This window comes from Paenibacillus konkukensis, assembly GCF_023523925.1.
Taxonomy (GTDB): Bacteria; Bacillota; Bacilli; order Paenibacillales; family NBRC-103111; genus Paenibacillus_S; species Paenibacillus_S doosanensis.
Genome location: NZ_CP027059.1, coordinates 6,266,856 through 6,287,024 on the forward strand (window position 1 = coordinate 6,266,856; position 20,169 = coordinate 6,287,024).

Annotated in this window: 19 protein-coding genes; 15 read left to right on the forward strand and 4 right to left on the reverse strand. The window is 57.2% G+C overall.

What is annotated here, in order from left to right; all coding sequences use genetic code 11:
- Positions 1 to 36 precede the first annotated feature (36 nt).
- The 11 genes from SK3146_RS27230 to ptsP all read left to right on the forward strand — a co-directional run bounded on the left by SK3146_RS27230 (position 37) and on the right by ptsP (position 10,645).
- A complete protein-coding gene (locus SK3146_RS27230; protein ID WP_249861719.1) occupies positions 37 to 918 on the forward strand; it encodes an NAD(P)-dependent oxidoreductase in 882 nt (293 codons plus the stop codon).
- A complete protein-coding gene (locus tag SK3146_RS27235) occupies positions 915 to 1,193 on the forward strand; it encodes a YciI family protein (protein ID WP_249861720.1) in 279 nt (92 codons plus the stop codon). The genes SK3146_RS27230 and SK3146_RS27235 overlap by 4 nt, the downstream gene beginning before the upstream one ends.
- A gap of 277 nt (positions 1,194 to 1,470) precedes the next feature.
- Entirely contained in the window at positions 1,471 to 3,570 is a 2,100-nt protein-coding gene (locus SK3146_RS27240; protein WP_249861721.1) for a BglG family transcription antiterminator, read from the forward strand.
- Positions 3,571 to 3,597: 27 nt separating this feature from the next.
- On the forward strand, positions 3,598 to 4,041 hold the full coding sequence (locus tag SK3146_RS27245; protein WP_249861722.1) for a PTS sugar transporter subunit IIA: 444 nt from the start codon (positions 3,598 to 3,600) through the stop codon (positions 4,039 to 4,041).
- Positions 4,038 to 4,301 (forward strand): PTS sugar transporter subunit IIB, encoded by a 264-nt coding sequence (locus SK3146_RS27250; RefSeq protein ID WP_249861723.1) that lies wholly within the window; start codon positions 4,038 to 4,040, stop codon positions 4,299 to 4,301. The genes SK3146_RS27245 and SK3146_RS27250 overlap by 4 nt, the downstream gene beginning before the upstream one ends.
- 26 nt (positions 4,302 to 4,327) lie before the next feature.
- Positions 4,328 to 5,623 (forward strand): PTS ascorbate transporter subunit IIC, encoded by a 1,296-nt coding sequence (locus SK3146_RS27255; protein WP_249861724.1) that lies wholly within the window; start codon positions 4,328 to 4,330, stop codon positions 5,621 to 5,623.
- A gap of 197 nt (positions 5,624 to 5,820) precedes the next feature.
- The gene (locus SK3146_RS27260; RefSeq protein WP_249861725.1) at positions 5,821 to 6,813 is read left to right on the forward strand and encodes a phosphotriesterase family protein; all 993 of its coding nucleotides are present in this window, start codon (positions 5,821 to 5,823) and stop codon (positions 6,811 to 6,813) included.
- 13 nt (positions 6,814 to 6,826) lie between these two features.
- Positions 6,827 to 7,579, forward strand: a complete 753-nt coding sequence (locus SK3146_RS27265; protein ID WP_249861726.1) for a creatininase family protein — start codon at positions 6,827 to 6,829, stop codon at positions 7,577 to 7,579.
- Positions 7,580 to 7,626: 47 nt separating this feature from the next.
- Entirely contained in the window at positions 7,627 to 8,361 is a 735-nt protein-coding gene (locus SK3146_RS27270; RefSeq protein ID WP_249866457.1) for an SIS domain-containing protein, read from the forward strand.
- 257 nt (positions 8,362 to 8,618) lie between these two features.
- Positions 8,619 to 8,888: an HPr family phosphocarrier protein gene (locus SK3146_RS27275; RefSeq protein ID WP_249861727.1), complete on the forward strand. Its 270-nt coding sequence runs from the start codon at positions 8,619 to 8,621 to the stop codon at positions 8,886 to 8,888.
- A complete protein-coding gene (gene ptsP / locus SK3146_RS27280) occupies positions 8,888 to 10,645 on the forward strand; it encodes a phosphoenolpyruvate--protein phosphotransferase (protein ID WP_249861728.1) in 1,758 nt (585 codons plus the stop codon). Before SK3146_RS27275 ends, ptsP begins: the two co-directional genes overlap by 1 nt.
- A gap of 162 nt (positions 10,646 to 10,807) precedes the next feature.
- Here ptsP and SK3146_RS27285 read toward each other — a convergent pair whose 3' ends face one another.
- The gene (locus SK3146_RS27285) at positions 10,808 to 11,737 is read right to left on the reverse strand and encodes a phosphotransferase family protein (protein WP_249861729.1); all 930 of its coding nucleotides are present in this window, start codon (positions 11,735 to 11,737) and stop codon (positions 10,808 to 10,810) included.
- Positions 11,738 to 11,937: 200 nt separating this feature from the next.
- Here SK3146_RS27285 and SK3146_RS27290 point away from each other — a divergent pair, with 200 nt between their 5' ends.
- Positions 11,938 to 12,621, forward strand: coding sequence for a DUF2238 domain-containing protein (locus tag SK3146_RS27290; protein WP_249861730.1), 684 nt, complete (start codon positions 11,938 to 11,940; stop codon positions 12,619 to 12,621).
- A gap of 9 nt (positions 12,622 to 12,630) precedes the next feature.
- Here the strand turns inward: SK3146_RS27290 and SK3146_RS27295 are convergent, their stop codons facing one another.
- Positions 12,631 to 13,959, reverse strand: coding sequence for a hypothetical protein (locus tag SK3146_RS27295; RefSeq protein WP_249861731.1), 1,329 nt, complete (start codon positions 13,957 to 13,959; stop codon positions 12,631 to 12,633).
- A 219-nt stretch (positions 13,960 to 14,178) separates the two neighbouring features.
- Between SK3146_RS27295 and SK3146_RS27300 the strand changes: the two genes are divergently transcribed.
- Together SK3146_RS27300 and SK3146_RS27305 are read left to right on the forward strand one after the other, a co-directional pair.
- On the forward strand, positions 14,179 to 16,479 hold the full coding sequence (locus SK3146_RS27300) for an Ig-like domain repeat protein (RefSeq protein ID WP_249861732.1): 2,301 nt from the start codon (positions 14,179 to 14,181) through the stop codon (positions 16,477 to 16,479).
- Between the two features lie 164 nt (positions 16,480 to 16,643).
- Positions 16,644 to 18,266, forward strand: a complete 1,623-nt coding sequence (locus SK3146_RS27305) for a DUF5050 domain-containing protein (protein WP_249861733.1) — start codon at positions 16,644 to 16,646, stop codon at positions 18,264 to 18,266.
- Here the strand turns inward: SK3146_RS27305 and SK3146_RS27310 are convergent.
- The gene (locus SK3146_RS27310; RefSeq protein ID WP_249861734.1) at positions 18,243 to 18,674 is read right to left on the reverse strand and encodes an Lrp/AsnC family transcriptional regulator; all 432 of its coding nucleotides are present in this window, start codon (positions 18,672 to 18,674) and stop codon (positions 18,243 to 18,245) included. The genes SK3146_RS27305 and SK3146_RS27310 overlap by 24 nt on opposite strands.
- Before the next feature lie 125 nt (positions 18,675 to 18,799).
- Between SK3146_RS27310 and SK3146_RS27315 the strand changes: the two genes are divergently transcribed.
- The gene (locus SK3146_RS27315) at positions 18,800 to 19,546 is read left to right on the forward strand and encodes an MBL fold metallo-hydrolase (RefSeq protein WP_249861735.1); all 747 of its coding nucleotides are present in this window, start codon (positions 18,800 to 18,802) and stop codon (positions 19,544 to 19,546) included.
- Between the two features lie 125 nt (positions 19,547 to 19,671).
- Here SK3146_RS27315 and SK3146_RS27320 read toward each other — a convergent pair whose 3' ends face one another.
- Positions 19,672 to 20,085, reverse strand: a complete 414-nt coding sequence (locus SK3146_RS27320; protein ID WP_249866541.1) for a hypothetical protein — start codon at positions 20,083 to 20,085, stop codon at positions 19,672 to 19,674.
- Between the last annotated feature and the right edge of the window lie 84 nt (positions 20,086 to 20,169).

The window sequence follows — 20,169 nt, forward strand, 5'->3', positions numbered from 1 at the left end:
CGGGAGCTCTCGCCGCACAACAAGGAGGAGTGGAGCATGAAGCTGGCTTTTATCGGCCTGGGCAATATGGGGCTGCCGATGGCGGCGAACCTGGTTCAGGCAGGCTACGAAGTGTACGGATTGAACCGGAGCAAAGGAGCGGAGGAACGATTCCGCGAGAGAGGTGGGAAAGTCGCCGGCTCGCTGTCCTCGGCCGCCATGCAAGCGGATATTGTGATGACCTGCCTGCCGATGCCGCAGGACGTCTTGGACGTCTACACGGGACGCGACGGCTTGATCGCGGGTGCCCGCGAAGGCGCGCTGCTGATCGATTTCAGCACGGTGTCGCCCGATGTGAACCGGACGATCGCCGAGGCGGCGGAGGCCCGAGGCGTCCGCTTTCTCGATGCGCCGGTCAGCGGCGGCACGACAGGAGCTGCGGCGGGAACGCTGAGCATTATGGTCGGCGGACGGCAGGAAGATTTCAAGGAGGCGCTTCCGGTGCTGGAGAAGCTGGGCTCCAACATTTATCATGTCGGCGGCACGGGCAGCGGCACGATCGTCAAGCTGCTGAACCAGCTGATGGTCGGCATCCATACGCAGGCGGCGAGCGAAGCGCTGGCGCTGGGCGAAGAGATGGGTGTGCAAGCCGATGTGCTGGTGCCGATACTGACCAACAGCTTCGCGCAAAGCCGGATTCTGGAGCGCCATTATTCCCAGTTCATCTCGCGCAGCGAGTACGCCCCCGGCTTCGCGCTTAAGCTGCTGCACAAGGACGTCGGCCTGGCGCAGCAGATGGCGTCGGGACGGAGCATGGACATTCCGCTCGGACGGCATGTGCTGCAGCTGCTGTCCGAAGCGGCGGATACCGGTCTGGCCGCACAGGATATGTCGGCGATGTATTTGCGGCAAAAACAGCAAGGAGGCGTAACCCGATGAGCATATTCGTTTGTTTGCTGCCGATGCTGGATGCGGAGAAGAGCGCGCAGTTTCGGGAGGAGCATCTCGCCCACCTGGACCGCCAGCGCAGCCTGGGGCGCATTATCGCCAACGGACGGTTCGCCGACGGCTGGGGCGGCATGGTGATTTACAAGGCCGAAAGCTTGGGCGAGGTGAAGGCTTGGGCCGAGAACGATCCGTATGTGATCAAGAAGGCGAGAACGTACGACATTCACGAATGGGATATGGTGTCCGAGCATTTCAAGCTCGGCTAGAAGTTTGTCTGACGGAACTTGTTCGCCAGGCTTCTAGAATCGCCGGGCTTCCCGAAGATGTTCATGTTAAGTATGCCCGAAACGGCAAATGTTTACCACTGCTTCGAAACTTAAGCCCCGCGCTGCGGGGTTATTTTGCGTTCACTTTTGCACAAACGGACCTCCACAAATTGAACTGTCTTTCCTTTCCCGTCTGTAGGTATAATCGAACTGAAAAAAGCGTCACACTAAACGGTAAAGGAGTTGATGCCGTATTCTGGACGAACGCAGTACCCGGATGCTGACGCTGCTTCTGGACGCAGCGGATTATGTATCGCTGGAAGAGCTGATGCAAAAGCTCGGCATCTCCAGACGAACCGTTTATTATGATATGGACAAAATTAACGGATGGTTGAAAGCGATTCATCTTCCGCCGGTCGAATATGTCAGGACCGCCGGCTATTATTTGCCGGACGAGAGCCGCAGCGGCATTCCGCAGCTGGCTGAAGGGGGCGGTGCCCAGCCATACTATTTATCCCCGAGAGAGAGGCTTGCCTGGCTGGCGCTTCAGCTGCTGTCGGCGGAGGAGCCGCTATTCGTGCACCATCTGACGGACCTTCTGCAGGTAAGCAGAGGAACCGTGCTCAAGGATTTGAATATCGTCCGTCCGGAGCTGGAAGATTGGAAGCTCCGGCTAACCTACGACCGCAAGCAGGGCTATCGCGTTCAGGGAGACGAGAGCGACAAGCGGAAGGCGCTAAACGGTTACTTCGGGCATATTGCCGGGGGACCGGGCTGGGAGAGAGCGTTTCACCGCAAGCATGAGCCGGGCGAGCCCGATCTGACCGAGGCGCTGTTTCCTCCTATGAAGGAAGAGCAGCTGAAGCAGGTGTACCGACTTATTGCGGATAGCGCAATGGCGATGGGCGCAGATTTGACCGACGAGATGATTTTTAATTTGACCACCCGCTTCCTGCTGTATACGCGGCGGATTCAGGAGGCGCGGTTCATTTCGATCGACGAAGACGAGCGCGGCGTGCTCCGCAAGATGCCGGAATTCGCGGCCGCCGCCCGCATCGCGGAAGAACTCGGCCGGATGTTCGGCGTCTCCTTTCCCGGCGAAGAAGTCTGCTACCTGACGATGCATCTGCTCGGCGCCCGGGTCAACCGGGTGGAGCAAATGACCGGCTCCGCAGAAGTCATTCAGCGTCTGCGGGAAGCGGCCAAGCAGATGGTCGACGATTTTCAGCGCCATGCCTGCGTATTTCTGCCGAACCGGGAGACAATGGAGGACAATCTGCTCGTCCATCTGAAGCCGGCGTACTATCGGATCTTGTACGGTCTTGAGCTGGAAAATCCGCTGCTGGACAATATCCGCTCCAAATACGGGGAAGTGTTCGAGATCACCCGCCGTTCGGCGGCGCCGTTTGAACGGATGGTCGGACGAAAGCTCAACGACAACGAAATCGGCTATTTGGCGATGCACTTCGGCGGCTGGCTGCGCAGGGAGAACACGCAGCCGGCGGCAAGAAAGCGGGCGGCGATCGTCTGCGTCAACGGCATCTCCGCTTCGCGGATGCTTAAAATCCAGCTGGACCATCTGTTCTCGGCCGTCGATATTACGGCGGTGCTGTCGCTGCGCGAATACGAGTCGTTCAATGAGGAGAGCGTCGATTTTATTTTCTCGACGGTGCCGCTGCCAGGCAGCAAAGCGCCCGTGTTCGTGGTCAATCCGATTTTGAGCGACAAGGACAAGGAGCATCTGCTGAACCGGATCAACACGGTCGCCGGCCTCAAGTCGAGAACGCAGGCGAGCACGGTTCAGGCGCTGCTGGATATTGTCCGCAAGCATGCCGAGGTCCATAACGAGCAGGGGCTTGCCGAGGAGCTGAACCGTTACTTGTCTGCGGGGAAGACGTGGCTCAGCGAGGCGCGCAAGCCGTCTCTGACCGATCTGCTTACGGAGCCGATGATCCGCGTGAAGAAGGAAGCGGCCGATTGGCGGAGCGCCATTCGCGAAGCCGCCGAGCCGTTGCTGAGCGACGGGCGCATCGACGAGGCTTATATCGAAGCGATGATCGCCAAGGTCGAGGCGCTCGGCCCTTACATCGTCGTCGCGCCCGGCATCGCGATCGCTCACGCAAAGCCGCAGGACGGGGTGAAGAAGCTCGGGATCAGTCTGCTGCGGCTCGCGAAGCCGGTCGCTTTCTCGGAGGAAGCCCGCCATCAGGTGCAGATTATTCTCGTATTGGCGGCGATCGACGGCGAATCCCATCTGAAGGCGCTGTCGGAGCTGACGCTTCTGCTGAGAGAGCAGGAGAGCCTGACTCGGCTCAAGGAGGCCAGCACGAAGAAACAAATATTGCAGCTATTACACGCCGGTCCATACACCCGATGAAGCGACCGGATTGGGGAGAGATGAGAAATGAAATTTTTAGAACCGTCATTGATTGCCTTGGATGTTGAAGCCGAGACGGCGGAGGAGGCGATACGCCTGGCGGGAGCGCTGCTGGCGGAAGCGGGGGCTGCGGAAGCGCGCTATGCCGAAGCGATGGTGCAATCTTACCGCGACAAAGGCCCTTACTTCGTTCTCGCGCCTCGCATCGCCCTGCCGCACGCCCGTGCGGAGGACGGGGTGAAGGAAGCGTCCGTCTCGCTTCTGCGGTTAAAGAAGCCTGTCGCATTCGGCCATTCGGCCAACGATCCGGTACAGCTTGTATTCGCGCTCGGCGGCTCCAACAGCTCGGAGCATATCGCCATGCTGCGCAAGCTGACCACCTTGCTAAGCAATCCGGACAACGTGGAACAATTCAAGCAAGCATCCGATGTGGAAACCATCCAACAACTAATTAGGGGGAACGAACAATGAAAATTTTATGCGTATGCGGTCTGGGACAAGGAACAAGCCTGATTTTGCGAATGAATGTGGAAAATGTGCTGAGCGGCATGGGAGTCAGCGCGGATGTGGAGCATACGGATGTTTCTACGGCATCCGGAACGGCCGCCGACTACATCATCACCAGCAACGAGCTGGCACAAAGTCTGCAAGGACATGCGGCCAAAATCGTGATCGTCAACAACTATTTCGACAACAATGAAATTAAACAAAAATTGGAAGAAGTAATGTAATTCACTTTTAGAAGGGAGAGGGCTTTATGGACGTGCTTTTTTGGATCGCCACCAATATTTTCGGAACACCGGCCATTCTGCTCGGCTTTATCGTTCTGGTAGGTCTTCTGCTTCAGAAGAAGTCCACGAGCCAGCTCGTCAGCGGCACCTTTAAGGCGATCATCGGGTTCCTCGTCATCGGCGCGGGTTCCGATGTTATCGTCAAAGCCTTGAACGTGTTCGAGCCGATGTGGAAGGAAGTCTTCGGTCTGGAGAGCGGCTCGCTCGGCACTTTTATGGGGCAGGATGCGTTTAACGGCAAGTTCGGCAGCGCCGTCACTCTGGCCATGCTCGTCGGCTTTTTGATTAACGTGGCGCTGGCCCGCTTCACCCGGTTTAAATTCATTTATTTGACAGGACATATGATGTTTTGGACATCGACGATTTTTGCCGGGGTTATCGTGCATGCCGCCAGCGGCGTCGCGATCTGGAAGCTTGTGTTGATGCTTGCCGTCGTGCTCGGCTTGTACTGGACGTTCCAGCCCGCGCTCGTTCAGCCGTTTCTGCGCAAAATTACCGGCAACGACAATATCGCCCTCGGTCATACGTCGGCTTCGGTTGCTTTGCTGGCGGCGTTATTCGGCAAGCTGCTGGGCAATAAAAACAATGATTCCGAGAAAATTAAAGTGCCGAAGGGCTTCGAGTTTCTTCGCGATTCCAACGTAATTACTGCGCTCAGCATGGGGATTTTGTTCCTGATCGGGGCTGTCATCTTATCGACCAAAGGAACGCCGGCCGCCGAGGAATTGATCAAGCAATCGGGCGACCAGAACTTTATTATTTATTCCATTATCCAATCGTTTACATTCGCAGGCGGTATCGCCATCGTGCTGATGGGCGTCCGGATGTTCGTCGGCGAGCTGGTGCCGGCCTTCAACGGGATTGCAACCAAGCTCGTGCCCGGAGCCAAGCCGGCTCTCGATGCGCCGGTAGTGTATCCTTACGCTCCGAATGCGGTCGTTCTCGGCTTCCTGGGAGCTTTCGGCGGTGCCATCATCTGGCTGCTTGTACTGGGCAACACGGTTTCCTACATCTTCGTGCCGACGATGATCGTCTTGTTCTTCCACGGGGCTACGGCCGGCGTGTTCGGCAACTCGACGGGCGGCGTGCGCGGTGCCGTGATCGGCGGCTTTATTACATCGACCATTGTCGCATGGGGACAATTTTTGATGGTCCGCTTCTTTATCGCTTCGACGGTGCCGGATACGGCCATGTGGGCGGCGGATTCCGATATGTTCATCATCGGGCCGGTGCTGCATTTCCTGGCGAAGCTGTTCTTTTAACGGGAAACAATCGCTTTTGTCCCCGGGTTTCTTGAATCGTTAATTCGCAAGACGGTTGAACTCCGGGGATAAAGGCGAACGCTGCCGCTTCTACAGACTGTTTTGGCTTACCAGAGTCTGCTTGTTCACCGGTATCCATTCGATCTTCCTGTCGCTGCCGGCGTTCATACTTAAATAGAGAGTGGAGGAGAAACCTTATGAGCTTTATACGTACTTTACATGGAGATATCCGCAAGGAAGAACTCGGCTTCACCTATTCTCATGAGCATATCGTATGCCGTCCGGCCTTCTGGCAGGAGCGGGGAGAAGACGATCTGCTGCTCGACGATAAGGAGAAATCCAAGCTGGACGTTCTCGATTTCAAACGGCACGGCGGCCGCGCGATCGTCGATGCGACGGCGGTCGATTACGGGCGCGACGTTCAGGCGGTGCAGGAAATTGCTCTTGAGACCGGCATCCGCATCGTCGGCACGGCCGGTTTCAACAAGAGTTTCCTGTGGGACGCGCAAATCAAGGAGGAGCTGAAGCCGCTCACCGGCGACTATGCGACGTATACGCAGTGGATCGAAGCGAAGAGCATCAATGAGCTGGCGGACTTCGTCATCCGCGAAGTGGAAGAAGGGCTCGAGGGCTCGCCGTTCAAAGCCGGTCAGGTGAAATTCGGCACAGGGTACAACCGCATCACGCCGCTGGAGGAGAAGACGCTGCGCGCCGTCGCCCGCGCCCATCACGAGACGAAAGCCCCGATCCATTCCCATACGGAAGTCGGGACGATGGCGCTGGAGCAAATCGAGCTGCTGAAGAGCGAAGGCGTCGATTTGACTTACTTGAGCCTCGGGCATATGGACCGCAATCCCGATCCGTATTATCATGCGCAGATTGCGGCGACCGGCGCTTATATGAGCTTCGACGGCATCGGCAAAATCAAATATGCGCCGGAGAGCACGCGGATTGCGCTGATCTTGGAGCTTGTCCGCAAAGGCCACGAGGATCAAATACTGATCAGCGGAGACACCGCCCGGAAAACGTATTACAAGCATTACGATCACGGCCTCGGCTTGGAGTACATTATAGCCAAATGGGTGCCGCGTTTTATAGATGAAGCGAATCGTGCGGGCTTTGACGGGCAGAAGCTGATTAATAAATTTTTTATAAGCAACCCGGCAAACTGCTTCTCATTCAAAAAATAAGGAGGAGCGCGCGATGAACTTCGAACTCGAAAATTCCTATGAAGTGCAGGAGAAAATCCGCAGCAAGCGCTCGGTTATACTTCCGGTCGGAGCGGTCGAGGCGCATGGCCCCCATCTGCCGCTCGGTACGGACAACCTGCTGGCGGCCAGACTCGCGGACAAGCTGGCGGAGCGGACGGACAGCTTCGTTCTGCCGGTTCTTCCTTACGGCCAAGTGTGGAGCCTGCGCAATTTCCCGGGGAGCATCAACGTCTCCAACGAAGCTCTTATCCGGCTGCTGGCCGATATCGGCGAAAGCTTGTACAAACAGGGGTTCCGCGTCTTTGTCATGGTCAACGGCCATCTCGGCAATGCGGTGGCGCTGAAGGAGGCCGCGCGGGTGTTATATGACAGGGTGCCCGGGTTGAAAGTGTTTTATTTCTTTTATCCGGGAACGAAGGAAATTACCGCCGAGGTACGGGAAACTCCCGCCGCCCACGCCAGCTATATGCATGCGGATGAGATTGAAACGTCTTATATGCTTTATCTCGCAGAGGAATACGTGGATATGAGCCGGGCGATCGACGGAGCTCCGCATATCCCGGACGATGCCGATTGCACGCCTACGCCATGGGAGGAAATGACTTCCTCTGCGGTGCTCGGGGATGCAACGCTGGCGACGAAGGAAAAAGGGCGGAGGATTATCGAGCGAAGCCTGGATGTTATGGCTGAGATGGTGCTTCAGGCGAAACGGGAGCACGCCGAATCTCCGGCTGGAACAGAATGACGGACTGCTGAAGAAAGTATGACAACAGGAGCTATGAGGTGAGAACGATGATGACCAAATACTTTGATATTATAGGAGAGCTGCTTAACAAGGTTCGTGACGAACAGGCCGGAACGATACGCGAAGCGGCCGGTAAAGTGGCGGACTGCATCCGGGGCGGAGGCATTATTCATTTGTTCGGCTGCGGACATTCGCATATTTTGACCGAGGAAGTGTTTTACCGGGCCGGGGGGCTCGTGCCGATTCGTCCGATTTTCGTCGAAAAGCTGATGCTCCATGAAGGAGCGGTGCGCTCGTCGGAGCTGGAGAGGCAGAACGGCCTTGCCGCCGGGTTTATGAAGGAACAGGATATCCGGCGGGATGAAGTCGTCTTCGTCCTGTCCACATCGGGCCGCAATCCGGTGCCTGTGGACGTGGCGATGATGGCCAAGGAAAAAGGAGCCTATACGGTAGGCATCACTTCGCTGGAATATTCCAAAAGCCAGCCGTCGCGTCACGAAAGCGGCCGGCATCTGGCGGACGCCGTCGATCTGGTGATCGACAATTACTCGGTTAAAGGGGATGCGGTGTTAACTCATCCCGGTCTGCCGGTGCCGTTCGCGCCGAGCTCGACGGTGATCGGAGCGGCCATATTGAATGCGCTGCTGGCGGAATCCATTGAAATAATGATTGAGCAAGGGTTCCGGCCTCCCGTATTTTTAAGCGGAAATATCGACGGCTCGGATGAGCATAACCGGGCGTTGATTGCAAAGTATAAGGAGCGGATTGCCCTGTTGTCCTAATAAGCGCGTGAACAAGCGGCCGGAGAGCGGGTAAGGAGTTGGAATAGCGAGTGGAAACTTCTATCGACCGCAGGCCGCGAATAACTCGCCACCCTTTTAAATCCAACGCATGAAAACGATAATGATAAATCAAGCCGACCGCCGGGCCTGGATGAGCCGAAGCGGATCTAGCGATAAGGCGGGGAAGAAGAGCGCCCGTGCAACCGCACATTTCGCAGGCCGCGAAGCCGCCCGGCGGTTCGGGAAGGAGGAAAGACATGTTCTCACAAACCGTAACGATACAAAATGAGCAGGGCTTTCATGTCCGTCCGGCGCAGCTGTTCGCAGAGACGGCAGGACAGTTTAACGCAGAGGTTCGTTTGAAAACCGGAGATGGAGGCTCCGCGGATTGCAAAAGCATGCTGGAGCTGATGACGCTGGGCATTGAAAAAGGGACCGTTGTCACGATCGAAGCAAGCGGCGAGGGCGAGCGGGAAGTCGTCGAGGCTTTGGCGCAGCTGGTCGAAAGCAAGTTCGGTGAAGCCTGATGAACGGGCTGCATATTCAAGGAATCGGGGTGTCGGAAGGCATTCGGATCGCGAAAGCCTACGTCTATAAGCCCGAGTCGGCCGCCGGCGCCGAAGCTTCCGCAGTGGAGCTTATCGCCGATCAACCGTCTGCGGTCGAGGCTGAGCTTGCCAAGCTGAGGGAAGCCAGAGCGCGCTGCGCGGGGCAATTGGATGAGCTGACGGCGAAAGCGAAGGAGGCGGTCGGCGAGGAGCAAGCCGGCATTTTGGCGGGGCAGAGGAAGCTGCTTGACGATCCGGCCTTCTATCCGAAGATGGAAGCTCGGGTTAGAGAGCAATTGGAGCCGGCGCCGCGAGCCGTTTCCGCCGTTGTAAGCCATGTCGCTTCGCTGTTCGAAGGAATGAACAATGATTATATGAAAGAACGCGCCGCGGACATCCGCGACATCGGCAGCCGTCTGCTGGCCTGTCTGTCGTCCGAACAGCCGCGCGGGCTTGCAGCTATTGCCGGAGAAGTAATTCTCGTTGCCGACGATTTGGCTCCGTCGGATACGGTGCAGCTCGACCCGGCTTCGGTGGTCGGCTTGATCACCCGCACCGGGGGAGCCACCTCGCATACCGCGATCCTCGCGCGGTCGCTCGGCATTGCCGCGATCGTCGGCGCAGGCGACGGCATCGACGCGATCCGCGACGGCGACACGCTCGTCGTCGACGGCTCCGCCGGGCTTTGCATCGCCCGGCCGCAAGAGGCCGAAGCGGAGCGGTATCGGCTCCGCATGAACCAGGACCTCGAGCGCAGACGGTCGCTCGAGGCGTACGCGGCGCGCCCGGCGGTGACCGCCGACGGAGCGCGCGTGGAGCTCGCGGCGAACATCGGCAGCGCCGCGGAAGCCGAGGCCGCCGTCCGGCAGGGCGCCGACGGCGCAGGGCTGTTCCGCACGGAGTTTCTGTTCATGAACGCCCGGTCGATGCCGGGCGAAGAGGAACAGTTCCGTGCGTATGCGGAGGCGGCCCGCAACCTGGAGGGCCGCCCGCTGATCATCCGCACGATGGACATCGGCGGGGATAAGGAGCTTCCGTATTTGCAGCTGCCGAAGGAAGCGAATCCGTTCCTCGGCTTCCGGGCCATTCGGATCGGACTTGCGCGCCAGGAGCTGCTTCGCACGCAGCTGCGGGCGGTCGTCAGAGCCAGCGCCTTCGGAACGGTAAAGGTGATGTTCCCGATGATCTCCGGCCTCCAGGAATGGAGGCAGGCCAAGGCGGTTCTGACCGAAGCGCAGGCGGAGCTGAGAAATGAAGGCGTATCGTTCGACGAGAGCATGGAGGCCGGCATCATGGTGGAAATTCCGTCCGCGGCCGTCATGGCGGGGCAGTTCGCGCGGGAAGTCGATTTCTTCAGCATCGGAACGAACGATCTTGTGCAATATACGGTCGCGGCGGACCGGATGAACGAGCATGTGGCTCACTTGTACGATTATTTTCACCCGGCCGTTCTGCACCTGATCCGCAATGTCATCGAGGCTTCCCACGCCGCCGGCAAATGGACCGGCATGTGCGGCAGCATGGCGGGCGACCCGCTCGCCGCTCCGCTCTTGCTCGGGCTCGGGCTTGACGAATGGAGCATGGAGGCGGGCGGCCTCAGCCCGATGAAGGCGCTGCTTGCCGCGCTGGATCGCGGGGAGTGCCGCGCGCTTGCGCAGCGCATTCTCGCCCTCGACACGCCGCAAGCGGTGCGCCGGGAGCTGGAGGCATTCCGCGCCGCCAAGCTCGGACGCTGAGCCGCTTCGCTCATACACGAATCATCGCTCTCCGGCTTGCGTTCAGGCAAGCCGGAGAGCGATTTTTCGGGACCGGCCAAACGGGCCGGATTACGATCGACTATCCGTTCGAAGGGTACGGGAAGATCGTATCCGTGTAAAGGGAATGAGGAGTACCGTATTTTAAGACAGGGCCGCAAAAGAGGACAGCTTATTTTTCATAAAATCATAGGCGGCCCGGTCTTCTTTCTTCGCGTAAAACCGCAATCCGTCCAGCCCCTTGAAGAGCAGATAGCACAGCAGCCGTTCCTCAAAATAAGGGATGGCGCGCCCCTCGGCCGCCCAGCGCTCGCGCACACGATAAGGAAATTGCAGCTGCGGAGCCCACATGTGCAGTACCGCCGCGTCCAGCATAAAATCGCCGTACATCGCGATCTCCCAATCGACGATCCCCGTTATGGTCCGCCCGTCGGACAGCATATTGCCGAAATGAAAATCGCCGTGAACCAAATAGCGCTCGGCAGGAGCAAAGCGAGACAGCTCCACCATCCTCCCGTAGTACGCGTCGAAAACATCCTTCTCCAGTATGCCTCCATCGAATAAAGCCCGCCAATTTTCAAAAAATCCTTGTTGCCGCTCCGCAAAGGCCGATTCCAGGAAAGCGGTCCAATCGTCGAACGGAGCTTTGCCCGAAGGGGCGATCCACCCGCAGCCCGCCGCTGAATCGATCGGGATGCCGCACAAGGCAGTGAAGGTGTCGATAAGACGGGGAGCGATTTCCCGAATCTCTTGTGGCGAGAGCAGGCTGACCGGCTTTCCCGGCACTTTCTCGGAGATGGCGTAGTACATGTCCCCGAGCTCTCCTACCGCTTCAAGCCGCGGAATCGGAACTCCGCAGCCTGAATAATGCTCCGCTATAAACCCGGCTCTATCGAAGCTTTCCCGGCTGTTTTTGAAATGGATGACATGCTCGCCCCGTTCGTCGCGGAAGCTGAACACTCTGCTGAGTTCTCCCATCTCGATCGGCGTTACGCCGGTTATATCCTCGCCTGCGATCTGCTGCAAATAATGCAAAGCCGATTCCGCGCTCATTTCCGGTTTGAATGTTTTCACTTCTGCTCCTCCTAACGCCATTAGGCTATGGTTGCCGCGCTGCTCCATTGTAGCAAAGCCGTCCGAGCTGCGTCCCAAGTCAGTTTGACTATAACGAAGCTTTCCCGGCCGGGTCGGCCGAGTGAAAAGGGGCATCCGGGTATAAAAGGAAACATCCCGTGGGGAAGATAAACCATCAGGTATATTTTGGAGGGAAGCTTATGCCGGAATCTTCGGAACTATTTTCACGCAAACGGACGCTGTGGCTGCGGAAGCACGATATCCCGTTTTTGCAAAACAGGCCGCTGCATATCATGCTCGCGGTTATGGCGCTATTCTGGATCGCGGTGGCGATTCGCCCGGTCGATCCCAAAGATTTTTGGCTGGAGAGCGCGCTTCCTGCAGCATTTATCGCTGCGCTGGGCTTTCTGTACCGGCGCTTTGCCTTAAGCAACCTTTCCTATTTGTTGATCGTCTTGTTTCTCATGCTGCATTTGATCGGGGCGCATTATGCGTATAAGGAAGCGCCGCTGGATTTTTGGTTCCAAAATACGTTCCACACCGAGCGTGGCATTTCCGATAGAATCGTCCATTTCTCCTTCGGTCTGCTGATGACGTATCCGTTCTTCGAGACGATCGAACGGGAGATCGTTAGGCGCAGCGTCTGGTCGTACTTCACGGCGTTTGCCGTGCTGCTCGCCTGCAGCGCCTTGTTCGAAATCGTCGAGATGCTGGTGGCGCTGATCGCTAACCCTCAGCTCGCCGCGGAGTATTTGGGCATCCAGGGCGATATTTTGGATACGCAGAAGGATATGACAATGGCGCTGATCGGCTCGGTGCTCAGCTTGGCGTGGATCGTCTATTTCCGCTACCGCCGGGAAACCGTCTGGCAAACCAGACTGTAGAGGCTCAGGCTACTCTTCGAACCATTCGATGTCTGCCCTCGGTTTCTTTTTCCTCCGTTTAAGGTTTGCCGGCGGCTTGGCGGCCTTTCTTTTCTTGGAAGAGCGGGCCGGAGCTGCGAATTGCGGCGTTGCGGCATCCTCGGTAATGAATACTTGCCTCCTCAGCACCGGTCCCAGCAGTTCGAAGTAAGACCGGTTGCTTCCGGGCAAGGGACCGTAATGGGTAGCGCCGACGTAAGGCGTTGCATTAAAATTCGTTACCGGGTGGACGGAATTGAGCGCCCCCGTTTGCCCAAGCGCCAGCTGTTTGGTAGTCAAATCGTAAAACGGCAGCACGGAATCTTGAATGGAGTACCATACGCTGATGCCTATAATTAACCCGTTGCCTCGCGGAGGGTTCGTTACTAAAGGAGCATTTGGCGTTATGCCTGTTCCGCTGAACGCATTCGCAGGAAGCGCGGCGGCCATACAAAGCCACTTTTGGAAAACCGGTCTTTGTCCCGGATTGGCCGCCATAAACCGGTTGGCTCCCGTTGCCGCGACATAGCATCCCAGTGAGTGGCTGACCAGCGCGTTAACGAACGGAGCTTCGTTCAGCTCTTTCATTTTGCCGAGAAAAGGGATCAGCACGCGATTGGCTGTTACAGAGGCTCTGCGCTCCAGCTCCTTCCAGGCTACTGCGGCGATAAGGTCGGGCGAATTTCCGGTAACGACAGTGCCCAGCACGGTAGCTATAGCATTGCGAATGTTGACGACGTCTTGCGAAAAGATCTGACTATCGTAGCTTACCAAATAGATGTCGGCAAATTGATTGTAGTCGAACCGCGTATCGGATGAAGTAGACTGAAACAGCCGGGCCCCCGCTTCAAAGGAACTGAAATAATCGACGGCCGCCTGTACGGTTTGGGGGACGAAAGCTCCGTGAATAAAGACGATCGGCCAGCGACCGGGGGTCAGCCGAAAGTTGTTGAATTGAATCTCGGTGCAGACCGGGTTGTCATCCAGGCCGGTGTAATACCTGCTTGCGTTTTGAAAATAATACATTTTGGGTTTCGGATCTCTCACCAGTCTTTGCCCCGTTACGCGAAACGCCCGGTCCACAAGATCCGTCGGCAATATCCCCGAGTCGAATAGCACCCTCGCAGTAAACGTCTCGTATTCCAACGCTCTTTGCGTTATTCTGACGCCTAACCGGCCGGCGGCCTCCGCGCATGATCCGATGCCGCCGAGGATGGCGTTAATGTCGTTTATGGAATTATTAATGAACGCTTCGGTAGTATCGGCAACGGATTTAAAAGCGCTTTTCGTTTTATTTTCCAAATCTTTGAGACTTACCATGGAACCCCTCCTAAGTGCCGCAATATACGCATTTCTGAAAGTATACTCCGCGGCAGACCGTCCAATTCTCTCCCCAGGGAATGTCCTGCGGCAAATGGAATGCCAAAAGCAATTTTCCCCAAAATTTTAAGCTTGCCTCCTTACCAGCCGGTAAATATGTGATAAGATGAAAGGGTGTGAAGAAATCGGGAAACCGCTAAAGCTGGAGGCTAGTAAGCGATGAATGGCGCTAATAGAGAATGGACACGGGTAAGACGCAGATTGGCTATCCTGATGACAGGGATTCTTCTTACGGCGGCGGTATGCTCCGGAACCGCCTTCGGGGAGAACGGTGTCAGAATCAGTATGACAAGCAGTCCGGCGATGCCGGTCTACGGAAGCGAGTTCGTGCTGAGCTCTACCGTCACGGATGCGACTCCCGGAGGAAGCACGCCTGCCGGTACGGTGACGTTTACCGAGAATGGAACCTTGCTCGGTACGGCGGCCCTGCAAGCATCGTTGCCGGTTGTGGAAACGGCTGCGGGAGACCCTCCCTCGATTCCGGCGGGCGATAAGGTTACATGTATCGCCGATCCGAACAGCTTGACGCCGGCGAGCTGCCCTGTATTGAAATGGGGCGATCATACATATTGGGCGTTCAGTCTTAGCGACAACTCCGATAATTTCGACATCGTCGCCTTCGATTCGAGCGGCTCGATCGTCAAGCAGCAGAAAGCGAGCGGCGCCCGCTATTTGTACCGGATCACCGTCGACCAAGCCGCTCAGACGGTGACATTCCGCGGGCAGGGAGACTATTCGGCGACGCTGGCTTGGTCCCAATTGGAAGGCTGGAACGCGCGGGCGAGTCTGTCTCTTGCTTCTTTGCCGGTGGGGAGCCATACCATTCGAGCGGAGTATTCGGGCGATGCCAATCATACCGGAGGCATTGCGGCAATGGAGGTAACCGTTAACCCGGTGCCGACGTCCATTTCGTTAAGCAGCGCCGAGCCGCTGTCCGTGTACGGCGAGAAAGTCGGCTTAACGGCCGCGGTCACGGGCGGATTGGCGGCGACCGGCACGGTGACGCTGCTGGACGGGGACCGGCCGCTCGGAACAGGCGAGCTGCAAGCGGACGGCACAGCCGTATTTTCCCTCTCCGGACTCGGAGCCGGGATGCACTCGATAACGGCGGTGTACTCGGGCGACGACCGCAATGCCGGGAGCGTATCCGTTGCGGTCAACCAGATGGTGGCTCAGCGCCCGACCTCGCTCGCAGTGAGTACGAACGCTCCCGCCTCCCGTTACGGCGATACCGTGACATGGACCGCCGCGGTCATCGGCGGATCGGAGCCCGGCGGGACGGTAACATTTAGCGACGGTGCTCAGGACTTGGGTACCGTAACGGTACAGACGTACGGAGAGGCTTCCTTCTCCATGGCGGCGCTGCCGGTAGGAGATCATTCGATCCAGGCCTTCTATTCGGGTGATGCGAATCATACGGGAAGCTCCGCGGATCTGATCCAGGTCGTGGACAAAGCCGGCACGTTAACGAAGGCGAATGCGAATGTGACGCAAGCCGTATACGGAACCGCGGTTACGTTGTCCGCGGCGGTTGCCGGCGGAGGCGGCGGGAGCGTTCCGACCGGCCGGATTGAATTTGCGGACGGGTCGGCCGTGTTCGCTTCCGTCCCGATGCAGGCGGACGGCACCGCTTCTTGGACCGTGAGCGGCCTGCTTCCGGGAATTCATCCGATAACGGCCGCATACTCCGGCGATGCCAGTTACGACGGCAGCAAGTCGGGAGCTTATTCTGTGGTAATCAATAAAATTCCGACGGCAACGACCGTCGGCGCCAGTGTCTATCAGGCGACCTACGGGGGAGATATCACATATACGGCCCGGGTAGCGTCGCAGAGCGCGTATATCCCGACGGGGACGGTGATGTTCCAAGCCGACGGAGACAAGCTGGCATCCGCTTCGCTGCAGCCGGACGGAACGGCAACCGTAACGGTTCCGCTGCTGGCGGTCGGATCGCATCAAGTAGCTGCGGTTTACTTGGGCGATACGATTTTTGCGGAAAGTGCTTCGAACGGCGTTCCGGTTATTATCGATCCCAGCAGCCAAGCCGGTTTATCGGAGCTAAGCGTCCAAGGGGCCGCCTTGTCTCCTGCGTTTCGCCCGGATCAAACCCGTTATCTGGCGCTGGCAAGGCAGGAAGCGGACAAGGTTGCGCTGACGGCCGTAACGAGCGATCCGAACGCGGCCGTCACCGTCAACGGGCAGCCGCTGGCCGGGATGAATCCCGTTCCGCTGCAAACGGGACTGAACCCGTTTACCGTTACGGTTACGGCGCAGGACGGATATACAAGCAAATCGTATGTTGTCTTTATCATTCGCGCGGCATCATCCCGCCTGGATATCGGCCAGGTCGTTTCCATGATGCAAGCCGAGCCCGATCTGAACCAGAACGGCGTATTTGATTCGCAGGATGTGCAAGTATTACTCGAACTCATCGAACCTTTATCCGTCATCAAGCCATAAAGACGATCATGGCCCCGAGAACACCCGTCTAACACCGCAGCTTTGCGGCGCTGGACGGGAGCCGGGGCCATTTCTTTTTCCATCCGCTGTAACAATTCCCCGAGGGGTTTCGTCTAACCTGTATGAGCATGCCGCAAGAAACCTGTACATGAGGAGGACTTTCCATGGGGAAAAGAACGCTTTCCTTCACGACGGCCTTGACCATAGGACTTGGTCTGGCATTGTCTCCGGCGCACAGTAATGCCGCTGAGCCGCGCGTGAGCGTAGCCTTGCCGGATTTTGTCGTGAAGCTGAACGGAAATTTGGTGGAAAACCAGTATCGCCAATATCCGCTGCTCGTTTATAAAGACATCACATACGTCCCTATGACCTGGTACGATTCGAGGCTGCTTGGGCTTGAGACGTCCTGGTCGCAGAATAGCGGCCTTGCAATAAGCAAAGGAGACGTGTCTTCATCCTATGCGCCTTACCCAACGGAGAAGAAGAACCCTGGCAGATCCCAAGCAAAGGTGCCTAATTTCGCGGTAACGATCAACGGCCGAGCCGTCAATAATGCGGCGGAGCCTTATCCGCTGCTCAGTTATAACGATATCATTTACTTTCCGCTGACCTGGAAATTCGCCCATGACGAATTCGGCTGGGACTATGAATGGAGCGATGCGGAAGGGCTCGCCATCCGTTCCGGCAATCTTCAGACGGAGGCGGTGAAGCTCCCTCCTTCTGCGGGCGACAACGGGGTGGCGTTGTTTCAAGGGCATTATTACTTTGTGGAGACGGAGGGAACAACGAACCGGGTGTACCGTACGCCCGAACGGGATTCGGCCAACAAACAGCTGGTGTACTCCTATGACGGCGACAGTTCGTACGGCTTCAATAAACGCGTTTCGTTTTGGACTCAGGATAATGAGTTGTGGTTTTCCTATCATGTCGGCGGAGCGATTATGGGGTCCGACGTATACTGCAAAGTGAGCGAAGACGGCAAGGCGTCCGTGGAGCATCGGGGTTATCTCGATTTTAAACGTACATCCCGGGGAACCTTGATGATCGATCAATCGGTGCCTCCGGGAGGCAATAATTTATCCCTCGTCCGCGAGGGAGGGGAGGAGCGGGACGGAAGCCATGTCGGCGATCCCGGCCTGATCTACGGGTGGCATGTGACAATGGACGAAGGAAGCGACGGCTACGGGGGGGACGATTCGACGACGGTGGTCGGTGATGACGTATATGTCATGGGCTCGCCGTACCCGATTGAACAAGGCAAGCTGAACCGCATTTACAGAATCAATCCGGATGCGAATCAAACGGAACCCATTGTATCGTCTGCCGTCACCGGCTTCAAGGTAATGGGCGGCAAGCTGTATTACGTCAAAGAGCAGGATCATCTGCTGTACCGTTCAGAATTGAACGGAAGCGGCGAGACGCAGCTGTCGGATCATCCGGTTGCCCGTTGGTACGGCGAATGGTCCGGGCAAGTCTATTATACGGCGGCGGAGGATGGCGGAGCGGGAGGAGCGTTCCGGCTGTATCAAGTGAACCCGGAAGGCGAAGATTCGCTTGTTATGCAGGACGCCGTGGAGAGCGTCCAATTCGCGGACGGCGTTATGGTATGCAAGCTCGCCGACGGAGCGGATTACGGTATCAAGCTGCTGGACGCCGCCGGACATGTTAAGATGGCGTTCGCCGATCATCCGTCCTCCGTATTTACGGATCAGCATACGATCTTGTACGTATCCGCCGAAGATCAATCCGTCAAGCGGATCGAGCTACTTGATTTGCCCGATCGATAAACTGAGCTTATAATTGCCGTATTTCAGCAGCTCGTCCAGAAATGTATTCAGCTCGGCGGCCGAGGCGACGCGCACCCGCAGCCAGTAGCAGCCTTCCCCGCTGACGCGATGCGTCTCGGCGATGCACTCCGCTTGCCTGACGAACGTTTGGAACGACGAGTGAGCGGTATTCGATTTCATAAAAACGGTAACGAACGCGTGCACCGACTGTCCGATTTTATCCGGGTTCCAGCGCACCGTATAGCCTTCGATCACACCGAGCTCCTGCAGCTTCCGTATGCGCGAACCGACGGCCTGTCCGGTCAGATGAACGAGCCCGCCGATCGCCTTATGGGACAGAGTGGCGTCTTGGAGCAAGCAGTTTAATATACGCAGATCGACTTCATCGATGGAAGATTGGTTCGGCATGATGAAATTCCTTTCAATGTGAAAATGAAAGTCCGCTTTTCGTTTCACGGGACGGTATGCGGCTCTCTTCGGCTTATTATACAATGGGAACAGAACGATAAGCCAGAAGATAAGAGGTGTATATTATGAAGCTTCAGTTGATTCGCCATGCAACGCTATGGCTGCGCTATGCGGGACTAGCTTTGCTGATCGACCCGATGTTCAGCCATCAAGGGGCTAATCCCCCAATCGCCAATTCGGCTAACGATCGCCGTAATCCGCTCGTGCCGCTGCCTTTTGCCGAGGCGGAGAAGCTCCGCCCGGATGCGGTGCTGGTTACGCACTTGCACCGGGATCATTGGGACGAAGCGGCCGCGGCCGCGCTGCCCGAATCGACGCCGATTTGGTGCCAGCCGGGAGATGAGCCCGCCTTCGCCGCCGCCGGATTCGCTTCGATAACCGCTATCGCGGAAACATTCTCGTTCCAGGGCGTGAAGGTTACCCGCACGTCCGGGCGGCACGGGACCGGAGAGATCGGACAGCGAATGGGTCCGGTATCCGGTTTCGTGCTGCAGGCGGAGGGAGAACCGACGCTGTATATTGCAGGGGACACGATCTGGTGCGATGAAGTCAAGCAAGCGCTGGACGCATATCGTCCCGAGATGACCGTGGTCAATGCGGGGGGCGCGCGCTTTGTCCAAGGGGACCCGATTACGATGGATGCCGACGACGTAGCGGACTTATGCCGGTATGCGCCTTATACCCGAGTCGTCGCAGTTCATATGGATGCGATTAATCATTGCCTCGTGACCCGAGCGGATCTACAAGCAGCGCTTGCCGCCGCGGGATGGCTCCGGCAAGTCGCAATACCCGGCGACGGGGAGTGGGTGTAAGGGCAGCGCCCGTCGGATCGAAGGCTGCCGCTACGATTTCATGCGGTAACTAAAGGGGGCGCGCTGCTCCTGGCTAACATTTTTCGGAGAAAATAAAGCGAGAGCCGCTGCGCCAGCCCGTTGAGTTAATGACTTAATTGAACAATAGTTAAAGATCGATTCATATAACCTAAAACAGGAAAATCCGTACTAATACTTGCTCCTATTGTGTCTCCTGCCGCCAGCGTAGCTTGAACCACAAACGATGAACTGCTTCTATTGGCAATCTTGAAAAAGGTAGTGGTGTCCCCGAAAATCGGCGCGCCATTGTTAGTAATAATAGCGTCTAAATAGGGTTCATCCGGGTCTGGATCAGTCGTGGCTTCAGCGTTAATCGATATCGTTATTTGATAAATTCCGCTTTCTCCTACCACTAATTCATTGCCTGTAGCGCTAACTGTGATAGTAGGCGATAAAGGTCCGACTATACTAAAGGGTACGGATGTAAATGTCGACCCGGGTGTTTCTACGCTAACTCCCCTTAAAGAGCCGTAAGCCAAAACAACGTCCCCGGTAGGTCCCGTAGCGCCGGTAGGCCCGGTAACGCCCGTGGCTCCAAGGGCACCCGGCAAGCCCATAGCGCC